31 protein-coding genes are annotated in these 24,662 nt (G+C 67.8%); 11 read left to right on the top strand and 20 right to left on the bottom strand.

Features of this window, described 5'->3' with window-relative positions; genetic code table 11:
- Positions 1 to 993, bottom strand: a complete 993-nt coding sequence (locus C0V74_RS08830) for an adenosine kinase (protein ID WP_210413401.1) — start codon at positions 991 to 993, stop codon at positions 1 to 3.
- A 136-nt stretch (positions 994 to 1,129) separates the two neighbouring features.
- Here C0V74_RS08830 and C0V74_RS08825 point away from each other — a divergent pair, with 136 nt between their 5' ends.
- Positions 1,130 to 1,810: an EI24 domain-containing protein gene (locus C0V74_RS08825; protein ID WP_143251477.1), complete on the top strand. Its 681-nt coding sequence runs from the start codon at positions 1,130 to 1,132 to the stop codon at positions 1,808 to 1,810.
- Positions 1,807 to 2,229 (top strand): hypothetical protein, encoded by a 423-nt coding sequence (locus C0V74_RS08820; protein ID WP_143251476.1) that lies wholly within the window; start codon positions 1,807 to 1,809, stop codon positions 2,227 to 2,229. The genes C0V74_RS08825 and C0V74_RS08820 overlap by 4 nt, the downstream gene beginning before the upstream one ends.
- Before the next feature lie 71 nt (positions 2,230 to 2,300).
- Here C0V74_RS08820 and C0V74_RS08815 read toward each other — a convergent pair whose 3' ends face one another.
- Genes C0V74_RS08815 through C0V74_RS08770 form a run of 10 tightly spaced genes read right to left on the bottom strand, consistent with a single transcriptional unit; the run spans position 2,301 to position 8,992 of the window.
- Positions 2,301 to 2,654: an iron-sulfur cluster assembly accessory protein gene (locus tag C0V74_RS08815; RefSeq protein ID WP_143251475.1), complete on the bottom strand. Its 354-nt coding sequence runs from the start codon at positions 2,652 to 2,654 to the stop codon at positions 2,301 to 2,303.
- Positions 2,654 to 3,127: an SUF system Fe-S cluster assembly protein gene (locus C0V74_RS08810; RefSeq protein WP_143251474.1), complete on the bottom strand. Its 474-nt coding sequence runs from the start codon at positions 3,125 to 3,127 to the stop codon at positions 2,654 to 2,656. The genes C0V74_RS08815 and C0V74_RS08810 overlap by 1 nt, the downstream gene beginning before the upstream one ends.
- Positions 3,128 to 3,141: 14 nt before the next feature.
- Positions 3,142 to 4,329 carry a cysteine desulfurase gene (locus tag C0V74_RS08805; RefSeq protein ID WP_143251473.1) on the bottom strand — a complete coding sequence of 396 codons (1,188 nt, stop codon included), beginning with the start codon at positions 4,327 to 4,329 and terminating at the stop codon, positions 3,142 to 3,144.
- Complete coding sequence (locus C0V74_RS08800) at positions 4,326 to 5,081, bottom strand: SufD family Fe-S cluster assembly protein (protein WP_143251472.1); 756 nt, start codon at positions 5,079 to 5,081, stop codon at positions 4,326 to 4,328. The genes C0V74_RS08805 and C0V74_RS08800 overlap by 4 nt, the downstream gene beginning before the upstream one ends.
- The gene (locus C0V74_RS08795) at positions 5,078 to 5,482 is read right to left on the bottom strand and encodes a hypothetical protein (protein WP_143251471.1); all 405 of its coding nucleotides are present in this window, start codon (positions 5,480 to 5,482) and stop codon (positions 5,078 to 5,080) included. Before C0V74_RS08795 ends, C0V74_RS08800 begins: the two co-directional genes overlap by 4 nt.
- A complete protein-coding gene (gene sufC, locus C0V74_RS08790) occupies positions 5,479 to 6,234 on the bottom strand; it encodes a Fe-S cluster assembly ATPase SufC (RefSeq protein WP_143251470.1) in 756 nt (251 codons plus the stop codon). The genes C0V74_RS08795 and sufC overlap by 4 nt, the downstream gene beginning before the upstream one ends.
- 1 nt (position 6,235) lies before the next feature.
- Entirely contained in the window at positions 6,236 to 6,571 is a 336-nt protein-coding gene (locus C0V74_RS08785; RefSeq protein ID WP_143251469.1) for a hypothetical protein, read from the bottom strand.
- Positions 6,568 to 7,119, bottom strand: a complete 552-nt coding sequence (locus tag C0V74_RS08780) for a DUF559 domain-containing protein (RefSeq protein ID WP_143251468.1) — start codon at positions 7,117 to 7,119, stop codon at positions 6,568 to 6,570. The genes C0V74_RS08785 and C0V74_RS08780 overlap by 4 nt, the downstream gene beginning before the upstream one ends.
- A complete protein-coding gene (gene sufB, locus C0V74_RS08775) occupies positions 7,116 to 8,588 on the bottom strand; it encodes a Fe-S cluster assembly protein SufB (RefSeq protein WP_143251467.1) in 1,473 nt (490 codons plus the stop codon). The genes C0V74_RS08780 and sufB overlap by 4 nt, the downstream gene beginning before the upstream one ends.
- Complete coding sequence (locus C0V74_RS08770; RefSeq protein ID WP_131620867.1) at positions 8,585 to 8,992, bottom strand: SUF system Fe-S cluster assembly regulator; 408 nt, start codon at positions 8,990 to 8,992, stop codon at positions 8,585 to 8,587. Before C0V74_RS08770 ends, sufB begins: the two co-directional genes overlap by 4 nt.
- 160 nt (positions 8,993 to 9,152) lie before the next feature.
- Between C0V74_RS08770 and C0V74_RS08765 the strand changes: the two genes are divergently transcribed.
- The 4 genes from C0V74_RS08765 to C0V74_RS08750 all read left to right on the top strand — a co-directional run bounded on the left by C0V74_RS08765 (position 9,153) and on the right by C0V74_RS08750 (position 14,576).
- On the top strand, positions 9,153 to 9,713 hold the full coding sequence (locus C0V74_RS08765) for a hemerythrin domain-containing protein (protein ID WP_246844814.1): 561 nt from the start codon (positions 9,153 to 9,155) through the stop codon (positions 9,711 to 9,713).
- A gap of 221 nt (positions 9,714 to 9,934) precedes the next feature.
- Positions 9,935 to 10,960, top strand: a complete 1,026-nt coding sequence (locus C0V74_RS08760; RefSeq protein WP_143251466.1) for a quinone-dependent dihydroorotate dehydrogenase — start codon at positions 9,935 to 9,937, stop codon at positions 10,958 to 10,960.
- A gap of 11 nt (positions 10,961 to 10,971) precedes the next feature.
- A complete protein-coding gene (gene ggt / locus C0V74_RS08755) occupies positions 10,972 to 12,678 on the top strand; it encodes a gamma-glutamyltransferase (protein ID WP_143251465.1) in 1,707 nt (568 codons plus the stop codon).
- 77 nt (positions 12,679 to 12,755) lie between these two features.
- Positions 12,756 to 14,576: a long-chain fatty acid--CoA ligase gene (locus C0V74_RS08750; protein ID WP_143251464.1), complete on the top strand. Its 1,821-nt coding sequence runs from the start codon at positions 12,756 to 12,758 to the stop codon at positions 14,574 to 14,576.
- Here C0V74_RS08750 and C0V74_RS08745 read toward each other — a convergent pair.
- Both C0V74_RS08745 and C0V74_RS08740 read right to left on the bottom strand, forming a co-directional pair.
- Positions 14,573 to 15,058, bottom strand: coding sequence for a hypothetical protein (locus tag C0V74_RS08745; RefSeq protein ID WP_143251463.1), 486 nt, complete (start codon positions 15,056 to 15,058; stop codon positions 14,573 to 14,575). The genes C0V74_RS08750 and C0V74_RS08745 overlap by 4 nt on opposite strands.
- 60 nt (positions 15,059 to 15,118) lie before the next feature.
- Entirely contained in the window at positions 15,119 to 15,646 is a 528-nt protein-coding gene (locus C0V74_RS08740) for a hypothetical protein (protein ID WP_143251462.1), read from the bottom strand.
- A 223-nt stretch (positions 15,647 to 15,869) separates the two neighbouring features.
- Between C0V74_RS08740 and C0V74_RS08735 the strand changes: the two genes are divergently transcribed.
- Positions 15,870 to 16,265 carry a YkgJ family cysteine cluster protein gene (locus tag C0V74_RS08735; RefSeq protein ID WP_143251461.1) on the top strand — a complete coding sequence of 132 codons (396 nt, stop codon included), beginning with the start codon at positions 15,870 to 15,872 and terminating at the stop codon, positions 16,263 to 16,265.
- 14 nt (positions 16,266 to 16,279) lie between these two features.
- Here the strand turns inward: C0V74_RS08735 and thiS are convergent, their stop codons facing one another.
- Both thiS and C0V74_RS08725 read right to left on the bottom strand, forming a co-directional pair.
- On the bottom strand, positions 16,280 to 17,275 hold the full coding sequence (gene thiS, locus C0V74_RS08730; RefSeq protein ID WP_143251460.1) for a sulfur carrier protein ThiS: 996 nt from the start codon (positions 17,273 to 17,275) through the stop codon (positions 16,280 to 16,282).
- Positions 17,247 to 17,666, bottom strand: coding sequence for a MerC domain-containing protein (locus C0V74_RS08725; RefSeq protein ID WP_143251459.1), 420 nt, complete (start codon positions 17,664 to 17,666; stop codon positions 17,247 to 17,249). The genes thiS and C0V74_RS08725 overlap by 29 nt, the downstream gene beginning before the upstream one ends.
- A 99-nt stretch (positions 17,667 to 17,765) precedes the next feature.
- On the opposite strand from C0V74_RS08725, the gene C0V74_RS08720 reads away from it, so the two are divergent.
- From C0V74_RS08720 to rpsI, 3 genes are all read left to right on the top strand, one after another.
- The gene (locus C0V74_RS08720) at positions 17,766 to 18,821 is read left to right on the top strand and encodes a COX15/CtaA family protein (protein ID WP_143251458.1); all 1,056 of its coding nucleotides are present in this window, start codon (positions 17,766 to 17,768) and stop codon (positions 18,819 to 18,821) included.
- A gap of 137 nt (positions 18,822 to 18,958) precedes the next feature.
- Positions 18,959 to 19,438 (top strand): 50S ribosomal protein L13, encoded by a 480-nt coding sequence (gene rplM / locus C0V74_RS08715; protein ID WP_131621572.1) that lies wholly within the window; start codon positions 18,959 to 18,961, stop codon positions 19,436 to 19,438.
- Positions 19,438 to 20,007 (top strand): 30S ribosomal protein S9, encoded by a 570-nt coding sequence (gene rpsI, locus C0V74_RS08710; RefSeq protein ID WP_143251457.1) that lies wholly within the window; start codon positions 19,438 to 19,440, stop codon positions 20,005 to 20,007. Before rplM ends, rpsI begins: the two co-directional genes overlap by 1 nt.
- 81 nt (positions 20,008 to 20,088) lie before the next feature.
- Here rpsI and C0V74_RS08705 read toward each other — a convergent pair whose 3' ends face one another.
- From C0V74_RS08705 to C0V74_RS08695, 3 genes are read right to left on the bottom strand one after another with little or no spacing between them, the layout of a single operon-like run.
- Positions 20,089 to 20,949 carry a metallophosphoesterase gene (locus C0V74_RS08705; protein ID WP_143251456.1) on the bottom strand — a complete coding sequence of 287 codons (861 nt, stop codon included), beginning with the start codon at positions 20,947 to 20,949 and terminating at the stop codon, positions 20,089 to 20,091.
- Complete coding sequence (locus C0V74_RS08700) at positions 20,939 to 21,790, bottom strand: diacylglycerol kinase family protein (RefSeq protein WP_143251455.1); 852 nt, start codon at positions 21,788 to 21,790, stop codon at positions 20,939 to 20,941. The genes C0V74_RS08705 and C0V74_RS08700 overlap by 11 nt, the downstream gene beginning before the upstream one ends.
- 43 nt (positions 21,791 to 21,833) lie before the next feature.
- The gene (locus C0V74_RS08695) at positions 21,834 to 22,100 is read right to left on the bottom strand and encodes a hypothetical protein (protein WP_131620842.1); all 267 of its coding nucleotides are present in this window, start codon (positions 22,098 to 22,100) and stop codon (positions 21,834 to 21,836) included.
- Between the two features lie 213 nt (positions 22,101 to 22,313).
- Between C0V74_RS08695 and C0V74_RS08690 the strand changes: the two genes are divergently transcribed.
- Complete coding sequence (locus C0V74_RS08690) at positions 22,314 to 22,616, top strand: UrcA family protein (RefSeq protein ID WP_165938358.1); 303 nt, start codon at positions 22,314 to 22,316, stop codon at positions 22,614 to 22,616.
- Between the two features lie 64 nt (positions 22,617 to 22,680).
- On the opposite strand, the gene C0V74_RS08685 is transcribed toward C0V74_RS08690, so the two are convergent.
- Entirely contained in the window at positions 22,681 to 23,433 is a 753-nt protein-coding gene (locus C0V74_RS08685; protein WP_143251453.1) for a LytTR family DNA-binding domain-containing protein, read from the bottom strand.
- Positions 23,426 to 24,658, bottom strand: coding sequence for a histidine kinase (locus C0V74_RS08680; RefSeq protein WP_131620837.1), 1,233 nt, complete (start codon positions 24,656 to 24,658; stop codon positions 23,426 to 23,428). The genes C0V74_RS08685 and C0V74_RS08680 overlap by 8 nt, the downstream gene beginning before the upstream one ends.
- Between the last annotated feature and the right edge of the window lie 4 nt (positions 24,659 to 24,662).

Here is a 24,662-nt window from a genome sequence, read left to right as displayed (position 1 = left end):
CTAGCCCAGCTGCTCCGTCATCAGCGCCTTGAGATTAGCCTCGGGCCGGGCGCCGTAGTGGCTGATGATCTCCGCCGCGCAGATCGCGCCGCGCTGCAGGCAGCGTTCCAGCGGCTCACCGTTCACATGGCCGTAGAGGAAGCCGGAAGCGAACAGGTCGCCCGCGCCGGTGGTGTCGACGATCGTGGTGGCGACTGATGGCACCTGCGCCCGTTCGCCACCCTTGAGCGCGACCGCACCTTCGGCGCCGCAGGTCACGACCAGCGTCGGCACCTTGTCCTGCAGCGCGGCCAGTCCGGCTTCCAACTCGCTCTCGCCGGTCAGCGCGGCGAGTTCGGTGTGGTTGGCGAACAGTACGTCGATCAGCCCATCGGCGATCAGGCTGCGGAAATCGTCACCGTGGCGGTCGATCACGAACACCTCGCTCAAGGTGAAGGCAACCTCGCGTCCGGCCGAACGCGCGGCGTCGATCGCCCGGCGCATCGCCGCGCGGGGTTCTTCGGGATCCCATAGGTACCCTTCGAGATACAGCACCTTCGCCGCCGCGATGGCCGCCTCGTCGAGCGCGGCCGCGGGCAGGAACTGGCTCGCGCCCAGGAACGTGTTCATGGTCCGCTGGGCATCGGGCGTGACGAAGATCAGGCACTGTGCGGTGGGGGGCTCGGCCTCGCGCGCAGGAGTGTCGAACGCGATTCCGCCCGCGCGGATGTCGTGTGCGAACACCCGGCCAAACTGATCGTCGGCGACTTGCCCGATGAACGCGCATTGCGCGCCGAGCGCCGCCAGCCCGGCCAGGGTGTTGGCCGCGCTGCCGCCCGATATCTCGCGCGCCGGGCCCATCGCCTCGTACAGCCGCCGCGCGCCATCAGCGTCGACCAACGTCATCCCGCCCTTGTTGAGCGACAGCCGCTCGATCGTCGCATCGTCGCTCGGCGCCATGATGTCGACGATGGCGTTGCCGATGGCGATCACGTCGTAACGGGTTTCAGACACTTCAATTCCTTCGCGTTCTCGGTCGCCGCGCGACTAGCGGGTGGCGGCCCTCGCGCCAAGCGCTATGGGCGGGGACGGCAAGGGTCTGAGGCTGCAGCACTTGCTCTCAAGCAGCGAAGCGGTAGGGCAGGCAGCGATGATCGGCGTCCCTTCAGCCTTCGCCCGCGCGCTGGGGCAGATCGGCGACCGCCGGGTGCTCGCGGTGCTGGCGAAAAGCATGGCGATAACGCTGGCGATCTTCGCCGCGTTCGCCGTGGCCGCGTGGCGCGGCGCCGTCACCCTGATCGAGAATTACGCGGCGGGTTATGGTGAGATCGGCGGGCTGATCGGCATTGTCCTGGCGATCATCGGCGGCTGGCTGCTGTTCCGCGTCGTGGCCTTGGCGGTCTTGCAGTTCTTCGCCGATGAAGTGGTCCTGGCGGTCGAAGCCCGATACTACCCCGATGCGGCGAGGACCGCGCGCCAGCTGTCGTTTGCCCAAGACGCCCGCAACGCGGCATCGGGTTTGATCCGCGCGATCCTGATCAACCTGATGGCCCTGCCGGTCGCGCTGCTGCTGCTGGTGACGGGTGTCGGCACCGCCCTGCTGTTCTGGGCGGTCAACGCCTGGCTCCTCGGGCGCGAACTGATGGACATGGTATGGCTGCGCCATCAGCCGAGTGCCGCCACCGCCCCGCCGCTCGGCGCCTTGACACGCCTGGCGCTCGGCGGGATCGTCGCGGGCATGCTGCTTATCCCGTTCGCCAATCTGCTCGCGCCCGTCATCGGTGCCGCCGCCGCCACGCATCTCGTACATGGGCGGAGGATGCGCGGATGAAAGCCTGGCCGCTACTGGCGATCGCGGCGCTCGGCGCGTGTGCCCCCACCACTGGGGCGAGAGTGTCCACCGCTCCCGCCGCCGCGCCGGCGCGAGCCGCAGCGGTGCCCGCAACGCGGCCGGCGGCGCCGGCCACAGGCGGCTTCCGCCCGGCACGGGTGATGAACCTGCCTGGCCTGGAAGGGGTGATCGGCGCCGACAGCGCGGGGCTTCAGCGCCAGTTCGGCGTCCCGCGGCTCGATGTCTGGGAAGGCGACGCGCGCAAGCTGCAATTCGGCAGCGAAGCCTGCGTGCTCGACGTCTATCTCTACCCGCCCGCCCCCGGAGCCGCACCTAAGGCAACGTACGTCGATGCGCGCCGCTCTAGCGACGGGCTCGATGTCGACCGGGCGGCGTGCGTCAAAGCGTTGAAGCGCTAGTCGCCGAACTCGAGCGGGGCGCTGCGCTATGATTCCGGTCCGGCATAGGGTCGGGACGCGGCCCCGGCAGATTACACCATGAAGCTTTCGCCGCACCCGCACGCGCCCTTGGCGTTGGGGTTGGCGAACTGGAAGCCGGCGGTGAAATCGTCCTCCACCCAGTCCATCGTGCTGCCGATCAGATACAGCACGCTGGCTCCGTCAATGTAGAACGTGCCGCCGGGGGTAACGATCTTCTCGTCGAACTTGGCTTCTTCGGTAACATAGTCGACCGAGTAGGCGAGGCCCGAGCATCCCCGGCGCGGGGTCGACAGCTTCACCCCGATCGCGTCGACTGGCGCCTTGCTCATCAGCTCAGCGATCCGGGCCTCGGCGGCGGGGGTCAGCAGGACCGCGGCGGGTCGTTCGCGCAACGTCGTGGTCATCACAGCATCCCCAGTTCAAGCCGCGCCTCGTCGGTCATTTTGTCCGGGCCCCACGGCGGGTCCCACACCAGCAGCACTTCGGCATCGCGCACTCCGGGCACCGCACCGACGCGCAGCTCGACTTCGCCCGGCATGGTTTCGGCAACCGGACAGTGCGGGGTGGTGAGCGTCATCGTCACCTTGGCCTCGCCGTCGGCGGTCACATCGACGCCGTAGATCAGGCCCAGGTCATAGATGTTCACCGGGATTTCCGGGTCGTAGATTTCCTTCAGGGCCTCGACGACGTTCTCGTACAGGTCGCCGCCAGGCTCTCCGGCATGCGCCACCTGTGGTTTCTGCGCGAGGAAGCCTTCGAGATAATCCCGCTTGCGCTCGAAGGTGTCGCGCGGGGTTTCGGCGTCTTCGACCGAGGCGCGCGGCGGGGCGGGGACGGCATCCACTTCCTCGATTTCGAACTTGGGCTGGTCGGTCATGCGAAGATCCTGAGTCATGCGAAAATGCGCCGGGCCCGCTCGATCCCTCGAACCAGGGCAGCGACATCGGCCTGGTCACTGTAAAGCCCGAAGCTTGCCCGGGCCGTGGCGGGCACGCCGAGCGTATCCATCAACGGCTGCGCGCAGTGGTGCCCGGCGCGGATAGCGACGTTTTCCTCATCCAATATTGTGCCGAGATCGTGCGGATGCACCCCTTGAAGCGCGAAACTGACGATGCCGGCGCTGTCTTCGGGCCCGAACAGGGTGACGTCGCTCATGGGCGCGAGCGCACCGCGCAAGGCCGCCACCAGGTCCGCTTCGTGCCGTACAATCGATGCAACCTCGATCGAATCGACATAATCGCACGCCGCGGCGAATCCGATCGCCTCGACGATCGCCGGTGTTCCGGCTTCGAACCGCTGCGGCGGGAGGGCATAGGTGGTGCGTTCGAACGTGACCCGGTCGATCATCGACCCGCCGCCCTGCCACGGCGGCAGCGCATCGAGCAGTTCGGCCCGACCCCACAGTGCGCCGATCCCGGTCGGGCCATAAAGCTTGTGCGCCGAGAACGCGTAGAAGTCGCAGTCGAGCGCGGCGACATCGACCGGCATCCGCGGCACCGCCTGGCACCCGTCGAGCAGCAGCTTCGCGCCGACCGAGTGCGCGAGGTCGGCCGCGCGCCGCGCATCGAGAACGCTACCAAGCACGTTGGAGACATGCGCCAGCGCGACCATCGTGTGATCGGGGGTCAGCATGGCTTCTGCCGCGTCGAGATCGATCCGGCCATCGGCGGTCAGCGGGCAGACGTCGACCTGCCAACCGGCGAGCTGCCAGGGCACGATGTTGGAGTGATGCTCCAACTGGCTGAGCAGCACCCGGCGCTTGTCGGGGTAGCTGTAGGCGACAAGGTTGATCGCCTCGGTCGCGCCGCGGGTGAACACCAGTTCGTCGTCCCGCCCACCGATGAACGCGGCCACCCGGCGCCGGGCCGCTTCGTAGCCCAGCGTCATCTGCGCCGAGCGGGAGTACACGCCGCGGTGAACCGTAGCGTAGTCGGCCCCCAGCGCGCGGCTCATCGCGTCGATCACCACTTGCGGCTTCTGCGCGGTGGCGGCGGTATCGAGGTAGTGCCACGGCTGGCCGTCCGCGCCGAGGAGGCCGGGAAACTCCGACTTGCGGCTGATGGTGCTCATCACGTTCATCGCGCGTCTCCTCCCGAAGCCGCGAGCGCGCCCAATGCCGCATCGAGCAGCGCGTCGGATTCGGCCCGCGCCACGAAGGCGTCGGCGACGAACGCCTGCACCAGCAGCTTGCGCGCCAGTTCGGGCGGCAGCCCGCGCGCAGCCATGTAATAGGCCGCTGCCTGGTCGAGCTGTCCGATCGCGGCGCCGTGGGCGCACTTCACGTCGTCGGCGAAGATCTCCAGCTCGGGCTTGGCATTGGCGCTCGCGCCGCGGGTGAGCAGCAGCGCCTTGAAGCTTTGCGCGGCATCGGTCTTCTGCGCATCGCGGGCGACCATCAGCCGGCCGAGGAAGTTGCCGGTGGCGGCGTCCCAGTGCACGGCGCGCACCACCTGGTTGCTGGTCGCGTTGGGATGCGCGTGGTTCACGCGGGTGACGATCTCGCGCACCACGTTGCCGCCGCCGATGGTCACTCCGCCCAGCTCGAAATGCGCGCCTTCGGCCAGCGTCACCTCGACTTCCAGCCGGGTGTAGGCAGACGCCGACAGCACCGCGAACAGCTCGGCCCGCGCGCCCGCGCCGACGTGCAGGCGGACGCGGTGGATGCCGGGATGCGCATCATCCAGGATCAGGTCCTTGCCCCGCACCTCGCCCGGCGCCAGCGTGGTGTCGTGCCAGGCGTCGAGCACGGCCGGTTCCAGCGCCGCGAGCTCGCCCGCATCGGCATAGCGCCAGTCCTCGTCGCGGGTGGTGGGACGCACGGCGAGCGTCATCCCCGCCCCCGCTTCACCGCCAGTTCGGCGATACCGTGACCGCGGTGTTCGCGCATGCACGGCTGCAGGGTAGCGAGTTTCTCGCCCATCCGACGCTGCTTGTCGGCTTCGGTGCCCGCGCCATCGGCGATCGCCTTGAGCGCCGGCAATTCGGTCTTCACGCAGGCGATCGTCGAGGCGCAGCCGAGCGCGTCGATTTCCTCGTCGCCGCTCGACCGGGTGGTCCGGCACGCGAGCTTGCTGCCGACCACGCCCCAGGTGCCCTGCCAATGTTCCAGCTTCCCGGCGATGATCGGCACTTGCGCCGCGACCTTGGGGTCGATCTCCCGCGGAGTTGGCGCCGGCGCAGCCGCTGCGGTAGCCTGCGCCGCGATCAGCAGGAGGGGTGCGAGCCAGCTCATGCCGCCACCGCCCCGGCCACGCTTTCGTAGCCTTGGCTTTCGAGCTGGTGCGCCAGTTCCGGTCCGCCCGAGGCGACGATCCGCCCCCGGGCGAGCACGTGGACCCGGTCCGGCTTCACGTAATCGAGCAGCCGCTGGTAGTGGGTGATCAGCAGCACGCCCTTGCCGGGCGCGCGCATGATGGCATTGATCCCGTCGCCGACGATCCGCAGCGCATCGATGTCGAGCCCGCTGTCGGTTTCGTCGAGCACAGCGAACGCGGGATCGAGGATGCCCATCTGGACCATCTCGGCGCGCTTCTTCTCGCCGCCCGAAAAGCCGACGTTCACCGGCCGCTTCAGCATGTCCATGTCCATCCGCAGCAGGCCGGCCTTTTCTTTCGCCAGCTTCAGGAACTCGCCGCCGGTCAGCGGCTCTTCCCCGCGCGCGGCGCGCTGGGCATTGAGCGCCTCGCGCAGGAACTGGACATTGCTGACGCCCGGGATCTCGACCGGGTACTGGAAACCCAGGAACAGGCCCGCGGCGGCGCGTTCGTGCGGTTCAAGGGCAAGCAGGTCCTGGCCCTGGAACGTCACCGATCCGCTGGTCACCTCATAGCCGGGCCGCCCGCCGAGCGTATAGGCGAGCGTGGACTTGCCCGCGCCGTTGGGCCCCATGATCGCGTGCACCTCGCCCGCGCCCACTTCGAGGCTGAGCCCCCGCAGGATCGGCTTGTCGGCGACGGTGGCGTGGAGATTGTCGATCTTGAGCATGTCAGGGTGTCAGTCCGGTGAAGTTGGCGACCGCCTGCGCGATCTCGGTGTTCAAGTCGCGGATCGCGCGGGTCTTGGCCGCTTGCGCGTCATTGCCTGAAAGACCGCGCGTGGCAGCGGCGATGCGCAGCGCCTGCACGCGGCCGATCTGGGCGCCGCAGTACGCCCGGGTCTGGATCACTGCGGCTTCAAGCTGGGTCTGCCCGGTGCCCGACGCGCCCGCCAGCAGGCACCCGCGCAGGCGCGATTCGGCAAGCTTGTCGCCCAGCGCGTCCTGCGCCGTTACGGGCGCCGAAAGGGCGAGGGCGAGCGCCGCGACAGCGAACAACCGGATCATCGCGGCTTCCGGTCGTCGCGAGGTCCGCGCGAAGGTGCCCGGGCAGGGCGCGACCAGTCCTGATCGGGATTGGCGGCGGCGTGCTCGCGCGCACGGGTCCGCTTGTCATTCATGCGCATCTTCATGCCGGCGGTGATCCGCGCGAGCACGGCGTCCATGTCTTCGAGGATGTCGCTCGCCTTGATCCGCATCACGCGGATGCCGACCGCGTTGAGGCTCTTGTCGCGGCGCTGGGCGATGGCGGGGTCCACCCCCTCCTCGTCGATCGACACCGCCATGCCGAGCATCGGGCAGCCGAAATCGACGATCGCGCTGCCGATCACCGCGTGGCGGGTGAACTTGTATTTGCCGAGGTCGGCCTTGGCGAACCGTTCGGCCAGCGCCTTGTGCGCCGGGGTCGAGTGCCGCCGCATGTCGCGCGCGCGGTCGTGCAGCGCATCGAGCCGCTTGTCGGAAATCTCCCACCCGCGGCCCTTCTTCTTGATGACGGGCGCGGCGTCGGCGGATTCTTCCGGCGAGCGAAGCTGGAGGGTCTTGCGGTCGGTCATCCCACGCTCCCCTCAAGCGAGATCGCCAGCAGCTTCTGCGCCTCGACCGCGAACTCCATCGGCAGTTGCTTCATCACGTCCTTGGCAAAGCCGTTGACGATCAGCGCCACCGCTTCTTCCGTGCCGAGGCCGCGCTGCTGCGCGTAGAACAGCTGGTCGTCGCTGATCTTGCTGGTGGTCGCCTCGTGCTCGATCTGCGCGGTGGGGTTCTTGACCTCGATGTAGGGCACGGTGTGCGCGCCGCTGAGGCTGCCGAGCAGGAGCGAATCGCACTGGGTGAAGTTGCGCGCGTTCTCCGCATTCGGGCCCATGCGGACGAGACCGCGATAGGTGTTATTGCTCTTGCCCGCCGAAATGCCCTTGGAGATGATCGTCGAGCGGGTGTTCGCCCCGTTGTGGATCATCTTGGTCCCGGTGTCGGCCTGCTGGAAGTTGTTGGTCACCGCGACCGAGTAGAACTCGCCCACGCTGCCCTCGCCGTTGAGCACGCAGCTCGGATACTTCCAGGTCACCGCGCTGCCGGTCTCGACCTGGGTCCAGCTGATCTTGCTGCGCGCGCCCTGGCACAGCCCGCGCTTGGTGACGAAGTTGTAGATCCCGCCCACGCCCTCGGCGTTGCCGGGGTACCAGTTCTGCACGGTCGAATACTTGATCTCGGCATCGTCCATCGCGACCAGCTCGACCACCGCGGCGTGGAGCTGGTTCTCGTCGCGCATCGGCGCGGTACAGCCTTCGAGATAGCTGACGTAGCTGCCCTTTTCGGCGATGATCAGCGTGCGTTCGAACTGGCCGGTGTTCTCCGCATTGATGCGGAAATAGGTCGACAGCTCCATCGGGCAGCGCACGCCTTCGGGGATGTAGACGAACGTCCCGTCGGAAAAGACCGCGCTGTTCAGGGTGGCGAAGTAGTTGTCGCGCTGCGGCACCACCTTGCCGAGCCACTTCCTGACCTGATCGGGATATTCGCGGATCGCCTCGCTGATCGAGCGGAAGATGACGCCCGCGCGCTCCAGTTCGGCGCGGAAGCTGGTCGCCACGCTGACGCTATCGAACACCGCGTCGACCGCCACCTTGCGCACCCCGGCGAGCACTTCCTGCTCGCCGATCGGGATGCCGAGCTTGTCGTAGACCGCCTTGATCTCGGGATCGAGCTCATCGAGCGATTCCAGCTCCGGCTTCTTCTTCGGCGCGGCGTAGTAATACGCGTCCTGGTAGTCGATCGGCGGGTAGCCGAGCTTTGCCCAGTCGGGCTCCGCCATCGTCTGCCACAACCGGAACGCCTTCAGCCGCCAGTCGAGCATCCATTCGGGCTCGTCCTTCTTGGCGGAGATATAGCGGACGGTGTCTTCGCTCAGTCCCTTGGGCGCGAATTCGGTCTCGATGTCGGCCGACCAGCCGTGCTCGTAGTCCGCCGCGCGGGCGGCTGCGTCGTGCGCGGCCTGATCCTGGAGAAGCACGTTGTCGCTCATGCCGCCGGCTCCCGGCTCAGTTGGACGAGGCTGACGCTGGCGAGCGCGCCGCGCAGCGCCTGGTTGACCACCGGCCAATGGGGCCGCACCGCGCAGGTCTGGTCGATCGCGCACTCGCCGCCGTCGCTGCAGGCGCTCAATGCGATCGGCCCCTCGACCGCCTCGACGATGTCGGCCAGCGTGATCGCCGCCGCCGGGCGCGCGAGCTGCAGGCCGCCGCCCGCTCCGCGCACCGAGCGCAGCAGGCCCGCCGCGCTCAGCCGGCTGACCAGCTTGGCGACGGTCGGCGCGGGCAGCCCGGTCTCGGCGGCGAGTTCGGCCGCGCTGGTGCGCCCGCCGCCGCAATGGCGCGCCGCGGCGCCCATCGTAACGACGGCGTAATCGGCAAGATTGGACAGGCGCATGAAGCGGCGAGAACCTCTAATCGGACGGGATTGCTCCGATTACCTAGGCCTGCCGGCCAAGTCTTTCAACACACGTCGCTTTCTTGCGAGTCGTTCGCAGTGAATCATCGGAACGGGGTGCGGAAGGTGGCGTTGGCCAAGTACATTCAGGAGACTCACGATGGCCGATCTCGACCGCGACGCAAATCCGCTGATGATGCTGCTGGCAGGCGGTGCCGGGCTGATGCTGGGCCTGCTCGCTAACCCCGCGCGCAAGCTGGCGGTGCAGGCGCCGACCATGCTCAAGGGCGAATGGGACGAAGCGCTCGCCGCCGAGCACAAGGCGACGCTGGCGGTGTTCGACCTGCTGGAGAAAACGTCCAGTGACGACACCGCGCGCCGCTCGTTCCACCTGATGCAGATCAAGCACATGATCGGCAAACACGCGTTCCAGGAAGAGAACGTGGTGTATGCCGCGATGCGCCAGCGCGGCCTGCTGGAGCAGGCGCAGCACCTCAACGAGGATCACGGCGTCGTGAAGCAACTGCTGTTCGACCTGACGATGATGCCCAAGGACGACGCCCGCTGGCTGGAGACCGCCCGCACGCTGCGCGGCAACCTCGAAACGCACATGGCCGAAGAGGAGAACGACACTTTCCCCAAGCTGCGCGCCGCCCTTAGCGAGCAGGAGAACGCGGAGCTTGCCAAGGCGATGAACAAGGAGGGCCTCAAGCTCGCCTGACGCGTCAGGCGCCGCACGAAAAAGCGGCCCCGACTGGTGCCGGAGCCGCCTTGAAGTCAAGGAACTCGTCGCTCGCAAGCTTCGAGCCCTTCGGGTCGCGCCCGCTGCCTAGCCGATTCCCCATCGGCGGGATTGTATAAAAGCGACAGCCGCCGCGCCCGCTGGTCCGGACGATTGCCGGGCGCTCGACAGCCCATGCCGCCCGCGCCATAGCCTCCGGCGTGTTCTATCGCCTCGCCGCCCCCGCGCTGTTCGCGCTCGAGCCCGAAACCGCCCACCGGCTGACGATCGCGGCGCTGCGGCTGGCCCCGGACCGCGCGCCGCCGGCTGACGGCCCGCTGGGGTCGGAGATCGCGGGCGTACGGTTCCCCAACCCGGTCGGCCTGGCGGCGGGTTTCGACAAGAACGCCGAGGTGCCCGACGCGATGCTGGGGCTGGGCTTCGGCTTTGTCGAGGTGGGTTCGGTCACTCCCTTCCCGCAGCCCGGCAACCCCCGCCCCCGCCTGTTCCGGCTGACGCAGGATCGCGGGGTCATCAACCGGATGGGATTCAACAACGCCGGGGCGCAGGCGGCGGTGGCGCGGCTCGCCCGGCGGCGCCGGGTGGGGGTGGTCGGCGTCAACGTGGGCGCGAACAAGGATACGCCCGACCGCATCGCCGATTACGTGGCCGGCATCCGCACGTTCGCGCCGCTGGCCGATTACCTGACCATCAACATCAGCTCCCCCAACACGCCGGGTCTGCGCGACCTGCAGGCGGAAGGGGAACTGGCCGCGCTCCTCTCCGCCATTGCGGGCGAGCGGCGCGCGGGCGATCCGCCGGTGTTCCTGAAGGTCGCGCCCGATCTGACAGGCGGCGATCACGAACGGATCGTCCGCGCCGCGCTGGACCACGGCATCGCCGCGCTGATCGTCGCCAATACCACGGTGTCCCGGCCCACCCTGTCGTCGCGTGACGCCGGCGAGACCGGCGGGCTGTCGGGCGCTCCGCTGCACGACCTGGCGCTGGCGCAGATGCGCCGCTTCCGCGCCATCGCGGGCGCCGAGCTGCCGCTGATCGGCGTCGGCGGAATCGCCAGCGCGGAGCAGGCCTGGCAGCGCATTCGCGCCGGGGGCAGCCTGGTGCAGCTTTACAGCGCGCTGGTGTACGAAGGTCCCGGCCTCGCCCGCCGCATGACCCGGGGTCTGGAACACCTGATGCGCCGCGACGGATTCGCTTCGATTGCGGAGGCGGTCGGGACGGAGTAGCGCTGCCAGCCATGCTGCGCCGCTTTATCCCGATGCTCGCCGCGCTGCCGCTGCTCGCGGCCTGCGCCACCCTTCCCGCCCCCCAGGCTGCCGCTCCGTTGGCGCCCGACGTCGGCCTGGTATCCGCCGCCGATCCGCGCGCGGTCGAAGCCGGCATGGTGATGCTGCGCCAGGGCGGCAGCGCAACCGACGCGGCGATCGCCACGATGCTGGCGCTGACGGTGGTCGAGCCGCAAAGCTCGGGCATCGGCGGCGGCGGATTCTATGTGCACGGCAACGCGGCGGGCGAGGTGGAGACCATTGACGGCCGCGAGAAAGCCCCCGCGGGCGCGACCGGTGACTGGTTCCTTGGCCCCGATGGCAAGCCGCTGCCGTTCGGCCAGGCGCAGGCGAGCGGGCTGTCCGTGGGCGTTCCCGGCAATCTTCGCCTGGCCGAACTGGCGCACCGGGAACACGGTCGGCTTGGCTGGGCGAAGCTGTTCGCGCCGGCGATCGCGTTGTCGCGCGACGGTTTCCAGATCACCGAACGATTCCGCGAAGCACTTGCCTCCGGCCGCGCCACCGGTGCCCGCGATGCCGATGGCCGGGCGCTGTTCTATGGCGCCGACGGACAGCCGCTGGCGGTTGGTACCACCGTGCGCAACCCGGCGCTCGCCGCCACGCTGGAGCGGCTGGCGAAAGCGGGCGCGGACAGCTTCTACCAGGGGCCGGCAGCCGCCGCGCTCGCCGCCGAGGTGGCCGCCGATACCCCGCGCCCGCGCCCGCTGAATGCCGGCGACCTCGCCGCGTACGAGGCGAAGGAGCGCCCGCCGGTGTGCGGCACCTATCGTACGTATCGCATCTGCGGGATGGGCCCGCCTTCGTCCGGCGCGACCACGGTCTATGCGATTCTCAAGCAGCTCGAGCGGTTTGATCTGGCCGCGCTTGGCCCCGACAGCCCGACCTTCTGGCACCTGTTCGCCGAATCGCAGCGGCTCGCCTACGCCGACCGCGAGAAGTTCAGCGCCGACAGCGACTTCATCCCCGTGCCCGTGACCGGCATGACCGATCCGGCATACCTGGCCGCGCGCGGCGCGCTGATTGCGCCCGATCGCACGATGCCGACGCCCCCCGCAGGTCCGGTGCCCGGCGCGCTGGCCCTGGCCGATGGCGACGAGCCCGAAGAGAACGGCACCTCGCACTTCGTCGCCCTGGACCGGTGGGGGAACGCGGTCAGCTATACCTCCACGATCGAAAGCGGGTTCGGCTCGGGGCTGGTGTTCGGCGGCTTCTACCTCAACAACGAGCTGACCGATTTCAGCATGACTCCGGCGAAGAACGGCGTGATGGTCGCTAACCGGGTGGAAGGCGGCAAACGGCCACGCAGCTCGATGAGCCCGACGCTGGTGTACGATGCGCAGGGGCGCCTGCTGATCGCGGTTGGCGCGGCGGGGGGCGCGACGATCCCGGTGCAGACCGCCAAGAACCTGATCGCGATGCTCGATTTTGGCATGGAGCCGCAACCGGCGCTGGCGCTGCCGGTGCTGTTCAGCCCCGGCGACACGGTTTATCTGGAACAGGGCACCGCACTCGCCGGCATGGCCGATCAGCTCCATGCGCTGGGGCACACCGTCGCGGTGCGCCCGCCCGGTTTCAAGGCCAACGCCGCCAAGCGGGTGGGCGGCCGCTGGATCGGCGCGGCCGATCCGCGCAGCGAGGGTTCGTGGACAGCGGAGTGAGGCGGCTTGTCGGTCGTGCAGGCCCGGCTTAAGCCGGCAGTTTATCCGGCGGCAGACCGGGATTGGGAGCGAATGCCTTGCTGCTGAGCGATATCGATTCGGCCAACAATCTCGTGGAGCTGTTCCTGAAGCGCGCGGACGCGCGTGCGGGGCAGCCGTTCCTGGGCGCCAAGATCGGCGGCGAATGGCGCACGCAGACCTGGGGAGAGGTCGCGGACAAGGTGTGCCTGCTGGCGGAAAGCCTGCGCCGACTGGGCCTGAACGATGGCGACCGCGTGGCGCTGGTGTCGGAGAACCGCCCGGAATGGTGCATCGCCGACCTTGCCATCATGTCCGCCGGCTGCGTCACGGTGCCGGCCTATGTCACCAACACCGAGCGCGATCACCAGCACATCCTGGATAATTCGGGCGCGCGGGCTGTGATCGTCTCGACGCAGAAGCTGTCGGTGCCGCTGATCCCCGCGATGATGCGCAGCGGCATGGCGGAAATCCTCGTCCCGATCGATGGCGTGGTCCAGTATCAGGGCGGGCAGATCGCGTGCCATCCGTGGAGTTCGCTGCTCGAAGGCGACCCGGCCGAGGCCCGCCGCGCGGTGCAGGCGCGCATCGCCTCCATCGGACGCGGCGACACCGCCTGCATCATCTACACCAGCGGCACCGGCGGCGCCCCGCGCGGCGTGCTGCAGCACCACGGCGCGATCCTGTGCAACGTCGCCGGCGCGGGCGAAGTGCTGGAGGTCGATTTCGGCCTCAGCGAGGAGGAACGGTTCCTCTCGTTCCTGCCCCTGAGCCATGCGTACGAGCATACCGGGGGGCAGTACCTTCCGATCGCCGCCGGGGCGCAGATCTATTATGCCGAAGGGCTGGAGAAGCTCGCCAGCAATATCGAGGAGACCAGCCCGACGCTGATGGTGGTCGTCCCGCGACTGTTCGAGGTGCTGCGCGCGCGCATCATGAAAGTGGTCGAGAAGCAGGGCAAGGTGCCAAGCTACCTGATGACCCGCGCGCTGGAGATCGCCGCCCAGCCCAAGCCGCGCTTGCGCGATCGCCCGATCGAACTCGTCATCGACAAGCTGCTGCGCCCCAAGATCCGTGCGCGCTTTGGCGGGCGGATGAAGGCGATGGTTTCGGGCGGCGCCCCGCTCAACCCGGAAGTCGGCACCTTTTTCACCGCGATGGGCCTCACCCTGTTGCAGGGATATGGCCAGACCGAAGCGGGCCCGGTGATCAGCTGCAACCGGCCCCGGGCCGGCATCAAGATGGACACGGTCGGCCCGCCGCTGCGCGGGGTGGAAGTGCGGATCGCCGACGATGGCGAGATCCTGGTGCGCGGGGAACTCGTGATGCACGGGTACTGGCGCAACAAGGCGGAGACCGACAAGGCGCTGCAGCCCGATGCGCAGGACCCCGCGGGCGGCGTCTGGCTGCACACGGGGGACATCGGCCATCTCGATGTAGGCGGACGGATCGTGATCACCGACCGCAAGAAGGACATGATCGTCAACGATAAGGGCGACAACGTCGCGCCGCAGAAAGTCGAGGGCATGCTGACGCTGCAGCCGGAGATCGCGCAGGCGATGGTCAGCGGCGACAAGCGCCCATACCTCGTCGGCCTGATCGTACCCGACGCTGAATGGACGATGGAGTGGGCCAAGGCCAACGGCGAGAAGTTCGACTTCAAGGCGCTGCAGGACCTCCCCGCGTTTCGCAGCGCGGTGCGCGCCGCGGTCGATCGCACCAACAAGGAGCTGTCGGTGATCGAAAAGGTCCGCCAGTTCGCCTTCGCCGACGAGCCGTTCACCACCGATAACGAGGAAATGACCCCCAGCCTAAAGATCCGCCGCCACAAGATCCGCGAACGCTACGGCGCGCGGCTGGATGGGTTGTACAAGGGTTAGGTCGCAGGGTTCGCGCAGAGCTTGTTGATCTCGCCGAGCTGACTTCCCAGGACTGTCTTCAAGCGATCGAGTTCGCCGAGCTTCGCAAGCATCTGCGTTGGCAGGATCTGGATGTGCTTGGTTACGCGCTTGCCGTTCTCATGCGCGATCCAATGGAGTGACACGGACTTTGCTGCGGGCTTGAACCGTCCGTGGCAGAGCGCGTTCCGTTCACTCCAGAGTGTGAGGACCGTCTTCAGCGAGTCGCGAGCAGGTTTCGCTTTTGCCGCCAGTCTGGGGTGGTTCAGTGCTTTGAGCAGTGTTTTGCACCGGTGACTCGGCAAAGTCGCTTCAGCTTCGGTCTCGTTGATGGTTGCTGCGGCTACGCAACAAGCCAGTGTGCGATCGATGAGGAACTCGATCTGCGCGAAGCGGTCGATCATCGCGCCGCGCCAAAGCGTGGCAGTGATGATGATCGGATCATCGCGCTTGATGCCGAACACGGTCTGCGGAATGGGTGCACTCACCTAACAAGCTTGACACCGAAAGGTTAAACGACTGTCTCAAGCCGCCTCGCGCTCGATGTATTCCGGGTAGAAGCTCGGCGCGCGGTTGCTCCAGGCGGGGGCGGTCGCGGCGGCTTCACTCAGCGACTGCAGCAGCATCTTGCGCCGCTCGGGGCGGATCTGCGGCAGCGCGCTCGCGGCGCAGAACGCGCTGGGCAGCCACGGCCGCGCCTCGGCGCCCAGCAGGCGCTCATACAGGAACCGGAACGCGGAAAAGCAGTCGATCCGCTCCTGCCCAAGGTCAAACGCGGCCACACGGGTCAGCTTGCCGATGAAGCTTTCCACCGCCTCGAATGCCGTTTCGCACGGCACCCGGGTGCGCAGCAGCTTCAGATCCTGATACACGACGTACTGGCTGCGGATGGCGGCGCATTCGTCGGCGCTCCGCGCCCATAGCTTGAAGGCGTCCTGGCGCCCCAGCCCGATGTCGAGACTGCGGCGAATGTAACGCTGTTCGCTCGCGGTGAAGCTGGCGAATTCGCGCATTTCCGAAATGGTCAGCGAAGCGGCATTCGTGACAGCCATGGCTGCAATCCCCCTGTAACGATCGAAGGATCGCCCAAGGTGGTTAATTTCGCGTTAGCCATGCCGCGGCAATTGTCCGTTGCGCTGCCACGCGCCGCCTATACGCTGAGCCGATGAGCGTTGCCGCGAGCCAGAGCGAACACCTGTGCGTTGCTTGCGGCATCTGCTGCTCGGGCACGCTGTTCAACCGGGCAGTGGTATATGAGGGCGAGCACGAGCGCCTGTGGCCCTGGGGTTTTCGGTGGCGGAGGTCGACGGTGACCGGGTCTTTCCCCTGCGGTGCGTCCAGCTTAGCGGCACGTTGTGCACCGTCTATCCCGACCGGCCGCTCGCCTGCCGCACTTACCGCTGCGCCACGTTGCGCGCGTTCGAGGCGCTGGACATCGATCGCCCCGAAGCGGATCGCCGGGTGGTTACAACGAAGGCGGCGATCGCCGATCTGCACGTCACGCTGGGCGACGGATCGATTGCCGAGCTGAAGCAGCAGCTGACCGCCGGCACACCGGTCGCGCCCGAACTCAAGCTGCAACTGGGCATCGTCGAGCTGCTGCTGGGCCGCTATTTCAAATTGCCCGACGATCACCCGGATTCGGGCGTGACCGACTTGGCCAGGGCGTAGCCTGCGAACGCGGGTCAGATCAGTCCGGCGAGCGGGCTGGACGGATCGGCATACTTCCGGGTCGCCATCCGGCCGGCAAGATAGGCCTCGCGCCCGCCCTCGACCGCCAGCTTCATCGCCCGCGCCATGCGCAAGGGGTCCTTCGCCTCGGCGATCGCGGTGTTCATCAGCACCCCGGTGCAGCCCAGTTCCATCGCCACGGCAGCGTCGCTGGCGGTGCCGACGCCCGCATCCACGAGCACCGGCACGCTGGCACCTTCGACGATCAGCCGGATCGTGACCCGGTTCTGGATGCCCAGCCCCGATCCGATCGGCGCGCCCAGCGGCATGACCGCCACGGCGCCCGCATCCTCCAGCTGTTTCGCCGCGATGGGATCGTCGGTGCAATAGACCATCGGCAGGAAGCCCTCGCGGCTGAGCACTTCGGTCGCTTTCAGCGTTTCGCGCATGTCGGGGTAGAGCGTGCGCGCCTCGCCCAGCACCTCCAGCTTGACCAGGTCCCAGCCGCCCGCCTCGCGCGCCAGGCGGAGCGTGCGGATCGCCTCGTCGGCGGTGAAGCATCCCGCGGTGTTGGGCAGGTAGGTGATCTTTTTCGGATCGATGAAGTCCGTCAGCATCGGCGCGTTCGGATCGCTGACGTTGACCCGGCGCACCGCCACCGTGACGATTTCCGCCCCGCTCGCTTCCAGCGCGGCCGCGTTCTGGGCGAAGTCCTTGTACTTCCCGGTGCCGACGATCAGCCGGGAGGTGAAACGGCGGCCGGCGACTTCCCAGCCGTCCGACCCCGTTCCCGCGTGATGGTCGCCCCCGCCGACAAAGTGGACGATCTCCAGCACGTCGCCATCGGCCAGGGCCAGTTCGGCAAGCCGCGAGCGCGGGGCGATCTCGCCATTGCGCTCGACGGCGACCTTTTCAGGCGCCAGGCCCAGTTCGCAGACGAGATCGGCGATGGTGGCGGCGGCGGTGCGGCGGCTTTCGCCGTTAACGGTCAGTGTCAGCGGTGCAGGCATGCTCACCAGATAGCGAGCAGCGGCACGCGCGCAAGTTGAGGATGTGCCCCAGCGACACCAGGCCGACGCCGATGATCGTCAGCAGCGCCTCTTCCGCGCCATGCGGCACCGCCAGCGCGCCGCCCATGAACGAGAGGCCGGTCATCGCAGTCACGAACGGCACCGCCCGCCGGTGACGCAGCGCGCCGATCCCAATCGCGACCGCGGCGATGATCATCGCCAGCGCCAGCCCGATTTCGTGGATCAGCGGATTACCCAGTAACTCTCCGCCGATTCCGAGCGTGGACACCAGCACCACCGTCGCCAGGCAGTGCACGGCGCACAGCGCGGATAGGGTAATCCCGGCGCGGTCGATGGAGGTCCGAATCGAGGAGATGAAAGCGTTGGCCATGGTCTGCGCCGGCTATCTATGTAACGCTGTATCGTTACGCAAGCGCCGCGCGGTCATGGGCCTTGCGATTCGCGTCCGTCCGCCGCACATGCGCGGTCAATGGACGCTACCGCTCCCGCTCCCGCCTTCTCTCTCCCATCCGCTCACCACGCGCCGCGGGCGATCGCGCGCTGGCTGCTGTTTGTGGCGGCGCTGGTCACCGCGATGGTCGTGGTCGGCGGGATCACCCGCCTTACCGAATCGGGCCTGTCGATCACCGAATGGAAGCCGGTCACCGGCACGCTGCCGCCGCTGAGCGAAGCGCAGTGGCAGGCCGAGTTCGCCGCGTATCAACAGATCGGCGAGTATCGCCAGGTCACTGGTCCGGCCGGGATGACGCTGGCGGACTACAAGTTCATCTACTTCTGGGAATGGTTCCACCGCCTGCTCGGCCGGGTAATCGGGCTCGCGTTCGCGCTGCCGCTGGCGTGGTTCTGGCTGCGGCGGCAGATCCCGGCGGGCTACAAGCCGCGGCTGCTCGCGCTGCTGGCGCTCGGCGGGCTGCAGGGGGCGTTCGGCTGGTTCATGGTGCGGTCCGGCATCAACGAAACCGCGACCGACGTCAGCCATTTCTGGCTGTCGATCCACCTGTTGACGGCGCTCTTCACGCTGGCCGGCCTGGTATGGACCGCGCTCGACCTGCTGGCGCATGAGCGCAACCCGACTGCAAGGCGGGCGCGCCTGACGGGACTTGGCTGGCTGGTCACCGTGGTGCTGTTCATCCAGCTGCTGCTGGGCGCCTGGGTGGCGGGGCTCGACGCCGGGCTCGCGTCGGACACCTGGCCGCTGATGCAAGGCCGCGTCGTGCCCGAATACGATGGCAGCCGCGGCCTGGGCTGGGCGGCGACGCACGACCCCTTCCTGATCCATTTCCTGCACCGGTGGTGGGCCTGGGCGGCGGTTGCCGTGCTGATCGTGCTGGCGCGCAAGGTGCGCCCGATCGAGCGGCGCGCGTCGATCGCGATCCACTCCACGTTCGGCACGCAGATCATCCTCGGCATCGCCACCGTCCTTACGGGCGTGGCGCTGTGGCTCGCCGTGCTGCACCAGTTCGTCGGGGCGCTGGTGGTGATCGCGACCGCGTGGGGAGCGCACATCATCGGACGGCGAGACTGACCGGCAAACCGACGCGGTATCATTTTACCACCTCGGAAACCCGCGCTTTTGCTTGACTTCCGCAGGCCCGATCGTCAGAGGGCGCGTCTTCGCACGGGTATTCCGTGCGCGCCAATTGCATTATTCAAGGACCAGCCATGAAGGCTCTCAGCAAGGTCACCCGGTCGGTCAAGCCGGCCGAGGTCGACAAGAAATGGCACGTGATCGATGCCGACGGCCTCGTCGTCGGCCGACTCGCCTCGATCGTCGCCAACATCCTGCGCGGCAAGCACAAGCCGATCTACACCCCCCACGTCGATTGCGGCGATCACGTGATCGTGATCAACGCCGACAAGGTGCGGTTCACCGGCAACAAGCTGACCGACAAGAAGTACTACAAGCACACCGGCTACATCGGCGGCATCAAGGAAACGACCCCGGCCAAGGTGCTGGAAGGCCGCTTTCCCGAGCGCGTGCTGGAAAAGGCGGTTGAGCGCATGGTCCCCCGCGGGCCGCTCGGTCGCCAGCAGATGAAGGCGCTGCACCTCTATGCCGGCACCGAACATCCGCACGCCGGCAACCAGCCCGAGACGCTCGACGTCGCTTCGATGAACCGCAAGAACAAGGTCACCGCGTAATGGCCCCGGAAGACACTGGCGCAGATACTGGCGCGACGAACACCGTGTCGGATCTGGCCGACCTCAAGAACCTGGCGAACACCGGCGAAGCCGCGGCGGCTAGCGACACGCAGGACGAAGCGCCTGCCGTCTTCACGCCTGTCGTCAGCAATGCTCCGCTGCGTGAGCAGGAACTCGACAAGCAGGGCCGTGCGTACGCTACCGGCCGCCGCAAGGATGCGGTTGCCCGCGTCTGGCTCAAGCCCGGCAGCGGCAAGATCGTGGTCAATGGCCGTGATCAGGAAGTGTACTTCGCCCGGCCGACGCTGCGCCTCGTGATCAACCAGGTGTTCGGCCTGACCGAGCGCACCGGCCAGTACGATGTCATCGCCACCGTCAAGGGCGGCGGACTGTCTGGCCAGGCCGGCGCGGTCAAGCACGGCATCGCCCAGGCGTTGTCGAAGTACGAGCCGACCCTGCGCGCCACGGTCAAGGCCGCCGGCTTCCTGACGCGCGATCCGCGCGTGGTCGAGCGCAAGAAGTACGGCCGCGCCAAGGCGCGCCGCAGCTTCCAGTTCTCGAAGCGCTAGAACCCACACCAGCTTTCCGCGACGGCGGATTGGAAGGGCGGCTCCGCAAGGGGTCGCCCTTTTCCTTTGCGGCGCAGGTTTTTAGTGGACCGGCGGGTCGGTCCGCGGAACCGCGCCCACGGGAGCGACCGGCTCGTCCGCCTCGCGCGGCGGCATCGCATCTTCCGGCACCGCATCGATCTTCATTGCCTCGGTCGGCACGTCCTGCAGGTTGCGCGCCTCCACGCACAGGCGGCCGTCAGGCTCGAAGCGCAATTCGTTGAAGCTTTGCGGGGTCGAACGAATACGCTGCGACAGCGTGCCGGCGCCGATCATCCGCACCGGCCCGTTCACGGTGTCCTGCTGCATATCGAACGGGTCGTGGACATGACCCGACAGGACCGCGGTGATGTTGCGCTTGGCCAGTTCGGCCAGCGCGCGGGTTCCGCCGTGAGTCAGCGCGGTCCCGCGCGTGCCCACCTCGACCAGCGGGTGGTGGACCGTAACCAGCACCTTCTTGCCCGCCGGCAGCGCGTCGATCGCGGCGAGGCACTTCGCCAGCGCGGCGTCACTGACCCAGCCTTTCGACCAGTCGAGGCGGGGCTGCGCGCGCATCGTCGTCTTCAGCGAAACGATGGCGATGTCGGGCAACTGCAACTCCCGCTCGACCACCGACTCCATGCCGCGGAACTTCTTGTATGGATTGAAGAACCGCTGGATCAGATTGAAATACGGCAGGTCGTGATTGCCGACCTCCACCGTCACCGGCGTCGGCAACGCCGTGATCCAGTTCTGCGCGGCAGCGAATTCGTGGCTGCGTGCGCGCATCGTCAAGTCGCCGGTGATGAGCACCGCGGCAGGCTTGCGGGTGGCCACCTCGTGCGCGACCCAGTCCAGCGCGCGGTTATGCTCGAGCCCGAAATGAATGTCGGACAGGTGGAACAGGAGGGTGCTATCGCTCATCCGCCGGCCCCAGCAGATCGCAATCGAGCGTGTCGAGCGAAAAGATCAGTTGGCTGCCGCCTTCGCTGCGTTCGCCGTCCACCATCAGCGGCACCGGTGCCCCGTCCAGCGATCGGCATGAGACCCGCGGCGCCAGGCCCAGCGCGTCATGCGGGCCTTCGCGGAAGTCGCGCTTGAGGATGGCAATGCCCTGCTGGAGGTAGTCGCCCAGCCCTTCGGCCGCGTATCCTTCGATCTCGATACCCTGCGCCGTGGGGCAGAGCCGCAGCCCGGCGTAGCCATCCTCTCGCCCCGACGGGGGTTCGGCCAGCGCCACCATCGGGCCAACCGTGCTGGTCGCCGCCGCGTCCCATCCCTTCGCAATGACTTCCGTAAGATTGGCCTCGCGCATTTCCTCTCGGACGTCGGCCCATTTCGCGCCCGGACCGGCAAGCAATTCGGACAGCGCCAGCACGCCTTCGCCGCGGATGCAGGTCCGCCGACGCGTCGTCAGTCCGCCGCTGCCCAGGAGATCGACGATCTCCAGCGGGTCGCGCTCGCCAAAGATCTCACGGGCAAGCAGGTTGAAGGTACCGCCCGGCAACGGCAGCACCGCGCCGCCGAACCCCTCCAGCTTGCCGATGGTCCGGCTGAGGGTTCCGTCACCGCCATGAATGACGATCAGCGAGAGACCGGCGGCGTTCGCCGCGGTCGCGTCAGGCGTATCATCCTTGCAATCGATGACCCGCGCGGGCGGGCGTCCTGCCGCTGCCAGCCCTTCGACAAGGGCCTCCAAACGCGCTTCGTCATGACTGCCGCTGGCGCCATTGTAGATCAGCCAGGTATCGCCCGTCCCTATCATGGTGAGGTAAGCCCGCGGACGCCAGGACGTTCCCCGACGTCCGCTACACCCGACCGGTCAGGATCAGCCACGCACCGATCGCATTGAGCCCGGTATAGGCCGCATAGGCCCAGCCCAGCCACAGCCAGCCTTGCGCCGCCAGTAGTAGCGCGGCCAGCAACAGCAGGAACTCGGTGATCAGCGTCACCTTGCCGCCCAGTAGATGCACGTACCACGCCGAGTGACCGAGCAGACGGTGCCCGCTGTCCAGCACCGCGCGATGTAACGCGAAGTTGCCGACCCCCAGCAGGAAGATGATCACAAGCGTCATCGCATCATGTCATGTGGGCGCCGTTGGTCGGTTCGCAAGCGCACTTGATCCGGCGAAATGCGACAGTCATCCGCCGCCGCTGCCCCAATCGGAGCGCCGATGGCGGTCGTCGACCTGTTGGTGATCGTGCGACCGGACCCCCCTATTTCGATGATCAGGCGGTTGCCCGAGTCCCCATTGGGGCAACCGCCGCCACAGAAAGGGAGATTGAAAATGCGCAAGAATCTGATCGGCCTGGCGGCCGCATCGCTCGCCATCGCTACCCCGGCCATGGCCAAGGATTTCGTGGTTCAGCACGACGACCTCAACCTGGCGACGGCCAAGGGCCAGAAAATGCTGGATCGGCGGATCGATGCCGCGGCGCGCGATTATTGCGGCATGAACCAGGTCCAGGTCGGCACGCGCATCCGCTCGGCTGGCAAGACCGTATGCTACAATGATGCGCGCAATGCGGCCCGCGAACAGATGGCTTCGCTGGTGGCACAGCAGACCCGGCAGACCCAGCTGGGCGGCTGACGCCAACCTACCGACCGACAGCAACGATGCGGCGCGGTCTCCCGGCGAGGCCGCGCTGCCTGTATCAGCGGCCGGTCATCGCCTTCACCTTGGCCAGATACGTGCGGCCGATGCGCAAGACCTCGCCGTCGCCCAGTTCGATCGACCACACGCCCAGTCCATCGTGGCGCAGGCCGCGGATGCAGTCGCGCCGCAGGATGGTGGAGCGATGGATGCGGATGAAACGCGACGGGTCGAGCCGGGATTCGAGCCCGGCGATGGTCTGCAGCAACAGATAACTGCGCGCGCCCTCCCCCTCGCCGACGTGGAGCCGCACGTAGTCGCGCTCCGCGTCGATCCGGCCCACTTGCGCGACTTCGATCCGGAGCAGCTCGGACCGGTGCGGCACCCACAACTCCTGCAGCCAGCCGCCATCGGACGCGCCGACATCGGCTTCCTTGCGGGTCAGCGCCCGCCCGATCGCGCGCCGCAGCCGATCGGGCGCGACCGGCTTCAGGACGTAATCCACCGCATCGAGATCGAAGGCCTCGACGGCGAAATGCTCGTGCGCGGTCACGAAGATCACCGCCGGGCGCCGGCTCAGCTTGGTGAGCTTGCGCGCCACGGCGAGGCCATCCACTTCGGGCATCGTCAGGTCGAGCAGGACCAGCTCGGGCGACAGCGCCTCGATCAGGCGCAGCGCGGCGGCACCATCGCTGGCGGTACCGACCACCTGCAATTCGGGCAGGCGCGCGCAGATGACCTGCATCCGTTCGACCGCGAGCGGTTCGTCATCGACGATGAGAGTGCGCAGCGGAGCGCTGGTGCCTTCAGTCATGGCGCACCAGCGGCAGGCGCAGTTCGGTGCGATACCCCCCTTCGATCTCGCCTGAAACGATCATCGCATCTCCCCCGAAGCGGGCGGCAAGGCGGTCGCGCACATTGGCAAGACCGATGCCGAACCCGTGTTTTCCGCTACCCTGTGCGCCAGGCCCGTCATCGCTCACCGTGATGACCAGCCGCCCGAATTCCTCCCGCGCGGCGATCGTGATCGTCACCGGGCGACTGACCGGCGCCACCGCATATTTCACCGAGTTTTCCACCAGCGGCTGAAGGATCATGCCGGGAATCCGCGCACTGGCGAGCTCGTCGGGCAAATCGATCGCGGTTCGCAGCCGGTCGGGAAAGCGCAGCGCCTCCACCGCCAGGTAATCACGCTGCAGCGCGATCTCGTCGGCCAGTTCCGCGTCGCCGGTGGGATCGTCGGCCAGGCTCTGGCGATAGAAGCTAGACAGCCCCTGGATCATCTCTTCGGCCCGATCGCTCTTCCCCGTCATCACGAGCGAGGACAGCGAATTGAGCGCGTTGAACAGGAAGTGCGGATTGACCTGGTACCGCAGGCTCCGCAGCTCGGCCGCGCGGGCGGCGTTGCGGAAGCGGGTCTCGCGCCGTTCGGCGGCACGGGTGCGTTGGCCGGCCAGCAGGGTGAAATAGAGCGCGGCCCAAGCCAGGATCAGGAAATACCGGCTCAGCGCGAGGTCGATCAGGGCCACCACCCGCGATCCCGGCTGGTTCACCCCCGGCAGCAGCAGCCGCGCGCGCGGCGCTTCGCTTCCCAGTGGATCGGTGCCCGCGGCGGACTCAATTCCGCTGGCCGGCGCCGGACCCTCGATCACCAGGTTGCCCGCCTGGTCGCGCCGCAGGGCGTAACCCTGCCGCTCGACGATCTTGGCGCTCACCCGTTCCTGCACGTCGGCGAACACCCGCTCGTTGGTCAGCGCGATGAGCCCCGCCGCCGGCATCGCCAGCACCAGCGCCGCGGCGATCTGGAGCCACAACCGCCGGCGATCGAACAGGCGCAGCACCAGCCACATGACCAGCGTGATCGCGATGCCGGCCAGGCAGACCAGCGCGCGGCGCCACAGGAGTTCGCCCTGCAGTTCCAGCCCGATCGCCGAGCGGATCGAGGTCAGCACGAAATAGCACAGCCACAGGCCGGCGATCGAGGCAACGACGGCGGGCAGGGGAACCCGGACAGGCTCGTCGAACGCAGTTTCGCTCATTGTC

The sequence above is a fragment of the Altererythrobacter sp. TH136 genome, assembly GCF_007065885.1.
GTDB lineage: Bacteria > Pseudomonadota > Alphaproteobacteria > Sphingomonadales > Sphingomonadaceae > Tsuneonella.
The sequence above is the reverse complement of the archived record's forward strand: the minus strand, read 5'-3'. Positions and strand labels throughout refer to the sequence as shown.

Coding starts and splice junctions, on each gene's coding strand:
- C0V74_RS08825 (WP_143251477.1), top strand. CDS start 1,130: ATGATCGGCGTCCCTTCAGCCTTCGCCCGCGCGCTGGGGCAGATCGGC.
- C0V74_RS08820 (WP_143251476.1), top strand. CDS start 1,807: ATGAAAGCCTGGCCGCTACTGGCGATCGCGGCGCTCGGCGCGTGTGCC.
- C0V74_RS08815 (WP_143251475.1), bottom strand. CDS start 2,654: ATGACCACGACGTTGCGCGAACGACCCGCCGCGGTCCTGCTGACCCCC.
- C0V74_RS08810 (WP_143251474.1), bottom strand. CDS start 3,127: ATGACCGACCAGCCCAAGTTCGAAATCGAGGAAGTGGATGCCGTCCCC.
- C0V74_RS08805 (WP_143251473.1), bottom strand. CDS start 4,329: ATGAACGTGATGAGCACCATCAGCCGCAAGTCGGAGTTTCCCGGCCTC.
- C0V74_RS08800 (WP_143251472.1), bottom strand. CDS start 5,081: ATGACGCTCGCCGTGCGTCCCACCACCCGCGACGAGGACTGGCGCTAT.
- C0V74_RS08795 (WP_143251471.1), bottom strand. CDS start 5,482: ATGAGCTGGCTCGCACCCCTCCTGCTGATCGCGGCGCAGGCTACCGCA.
- sufC (WP_143251470.1), bottom strand. CDS start 6,234: ATGCTCAAGATCGACAATCTCCACGCCACCGTCGCCGACAAGCCGATC.
- C0V74_RS08785 (WP_143251469.1), bottom strand. CDS start 6,571: ATGATCCGGTTGTTCGCTGTCGCGGCGCTCGCCCTCGCCCTTTCGGCG.
- C0V74_RS08780 (WP_143251468.1), bottom strand. CDS start 7,119: ATGACCGACCGCAAGACCCTCCAGCTTCGCTCGCCGGAAGAATCCGCC.
- sufB (WP_143251467.1), bottom strand. CDS start 8,588: ATGAGCGACAACGTGCTTCTCCAGGATCAGGCCGCGCACGACGCAGCC.
- C0V74_RS08770 (WP_131620867.1), bottom strand. CDS start 8,992: ATGCGCCTGTCCAATCTTGCCGATTACGCCGTCGTTACGATGGGCGCC.
- C0V74_RS08765 (WP_246844814.1), top strand. CDS start 9,153: ATGGCCGATCTCGACCGCGACGCAAATCCGCTGATGATGCTGCTGGCA.
- ggt (WP_143251465.1), top strand. CDS start 10,972: ATGCTGCGCCGCTTTATCCCGATGCTCGCCGCGCTGCCGCTGCTCGCG.
- C0V74_RS08740 (WP_143251462.1), bottom strand. CDS start 15,646: ATGGCTGTCACGAATGCCGCTTCGCTGACCATTTCGGAAATGCGCGAA.
- thiS (WP_143251460.1), bottom strand. CDS start 17,275: ATGCCTGCACCGCTGACACTGACCGTTAACGGCGAAAGCCGCCGCACC.
- C0V74_RS08725 (WP_143251459.1), bottom strand. CDS start 17,666: ATGGCCAACGCTTTCATCTCCTCGATTCGGACCTCCATCGACCGCGCC.
- C0V74_RS08720 (WP_143251458.1), top strand. CDS start 17,766: ATGGACGCTACCGCTCCCGCTCCCGCCTTCTCTCTCCCATCCGCTCAC.
- rplM (WP_131621572.1), top strand. CDS start 18,959: ATGAAGGCTCTCAGCAAGGTCACCCGGTCGGTCAAGCCGGCCGAGGTC.
- rpsI (WP_143251457.1), top strand. CDS start 19,438: ATGGCCCCGGAAGACACTGGCGCAGATACTGGCGCGACGAACACCGTG.
- C0V74_RS08705 (WP_143251456.1), bottom strand. CDS start 20,949: ATGAGCGATAGCACCCTCCTGTTCCACCTGTCCGACATTCATTTCGGG.
- C0V74_RS08700 (WP_143251455.1), bottom strand. CDS start 21,790: ATGATAGGGACGGGCGATACCTGGCTGATCTACAATGGCGCCAGCGGC.
- C0V74_RS08695 (WP_131620842.1), bottom strand. CDS start 22,100: ATGACGCTTGTGATCATCTTCCTGCTGGGGGTCGGCAACTTCGCGTTA.
- C0V74_RS08690 (WP_165938358.1), top strand. CDS start 22,314: ATGCGCAAGAATCTGATCGGCCTGGCGGCCGCATCGCTCGCCATCGCT.
- C0V74_RS08685 (WP_143251453.1), bottom strand. CDS start 23,433: ATGACTGAAGGCACCAGCGCTCCGCTGCGCACTCTCATCGTCGATGAC.
- C0V74_RS08680 (WP_131620837.1), bottom strand. CDS start 24,658: ATGAGCGAAACTGCGTTCGACGAGCCTGTCCGGGTTCCCCTGCCCGCC.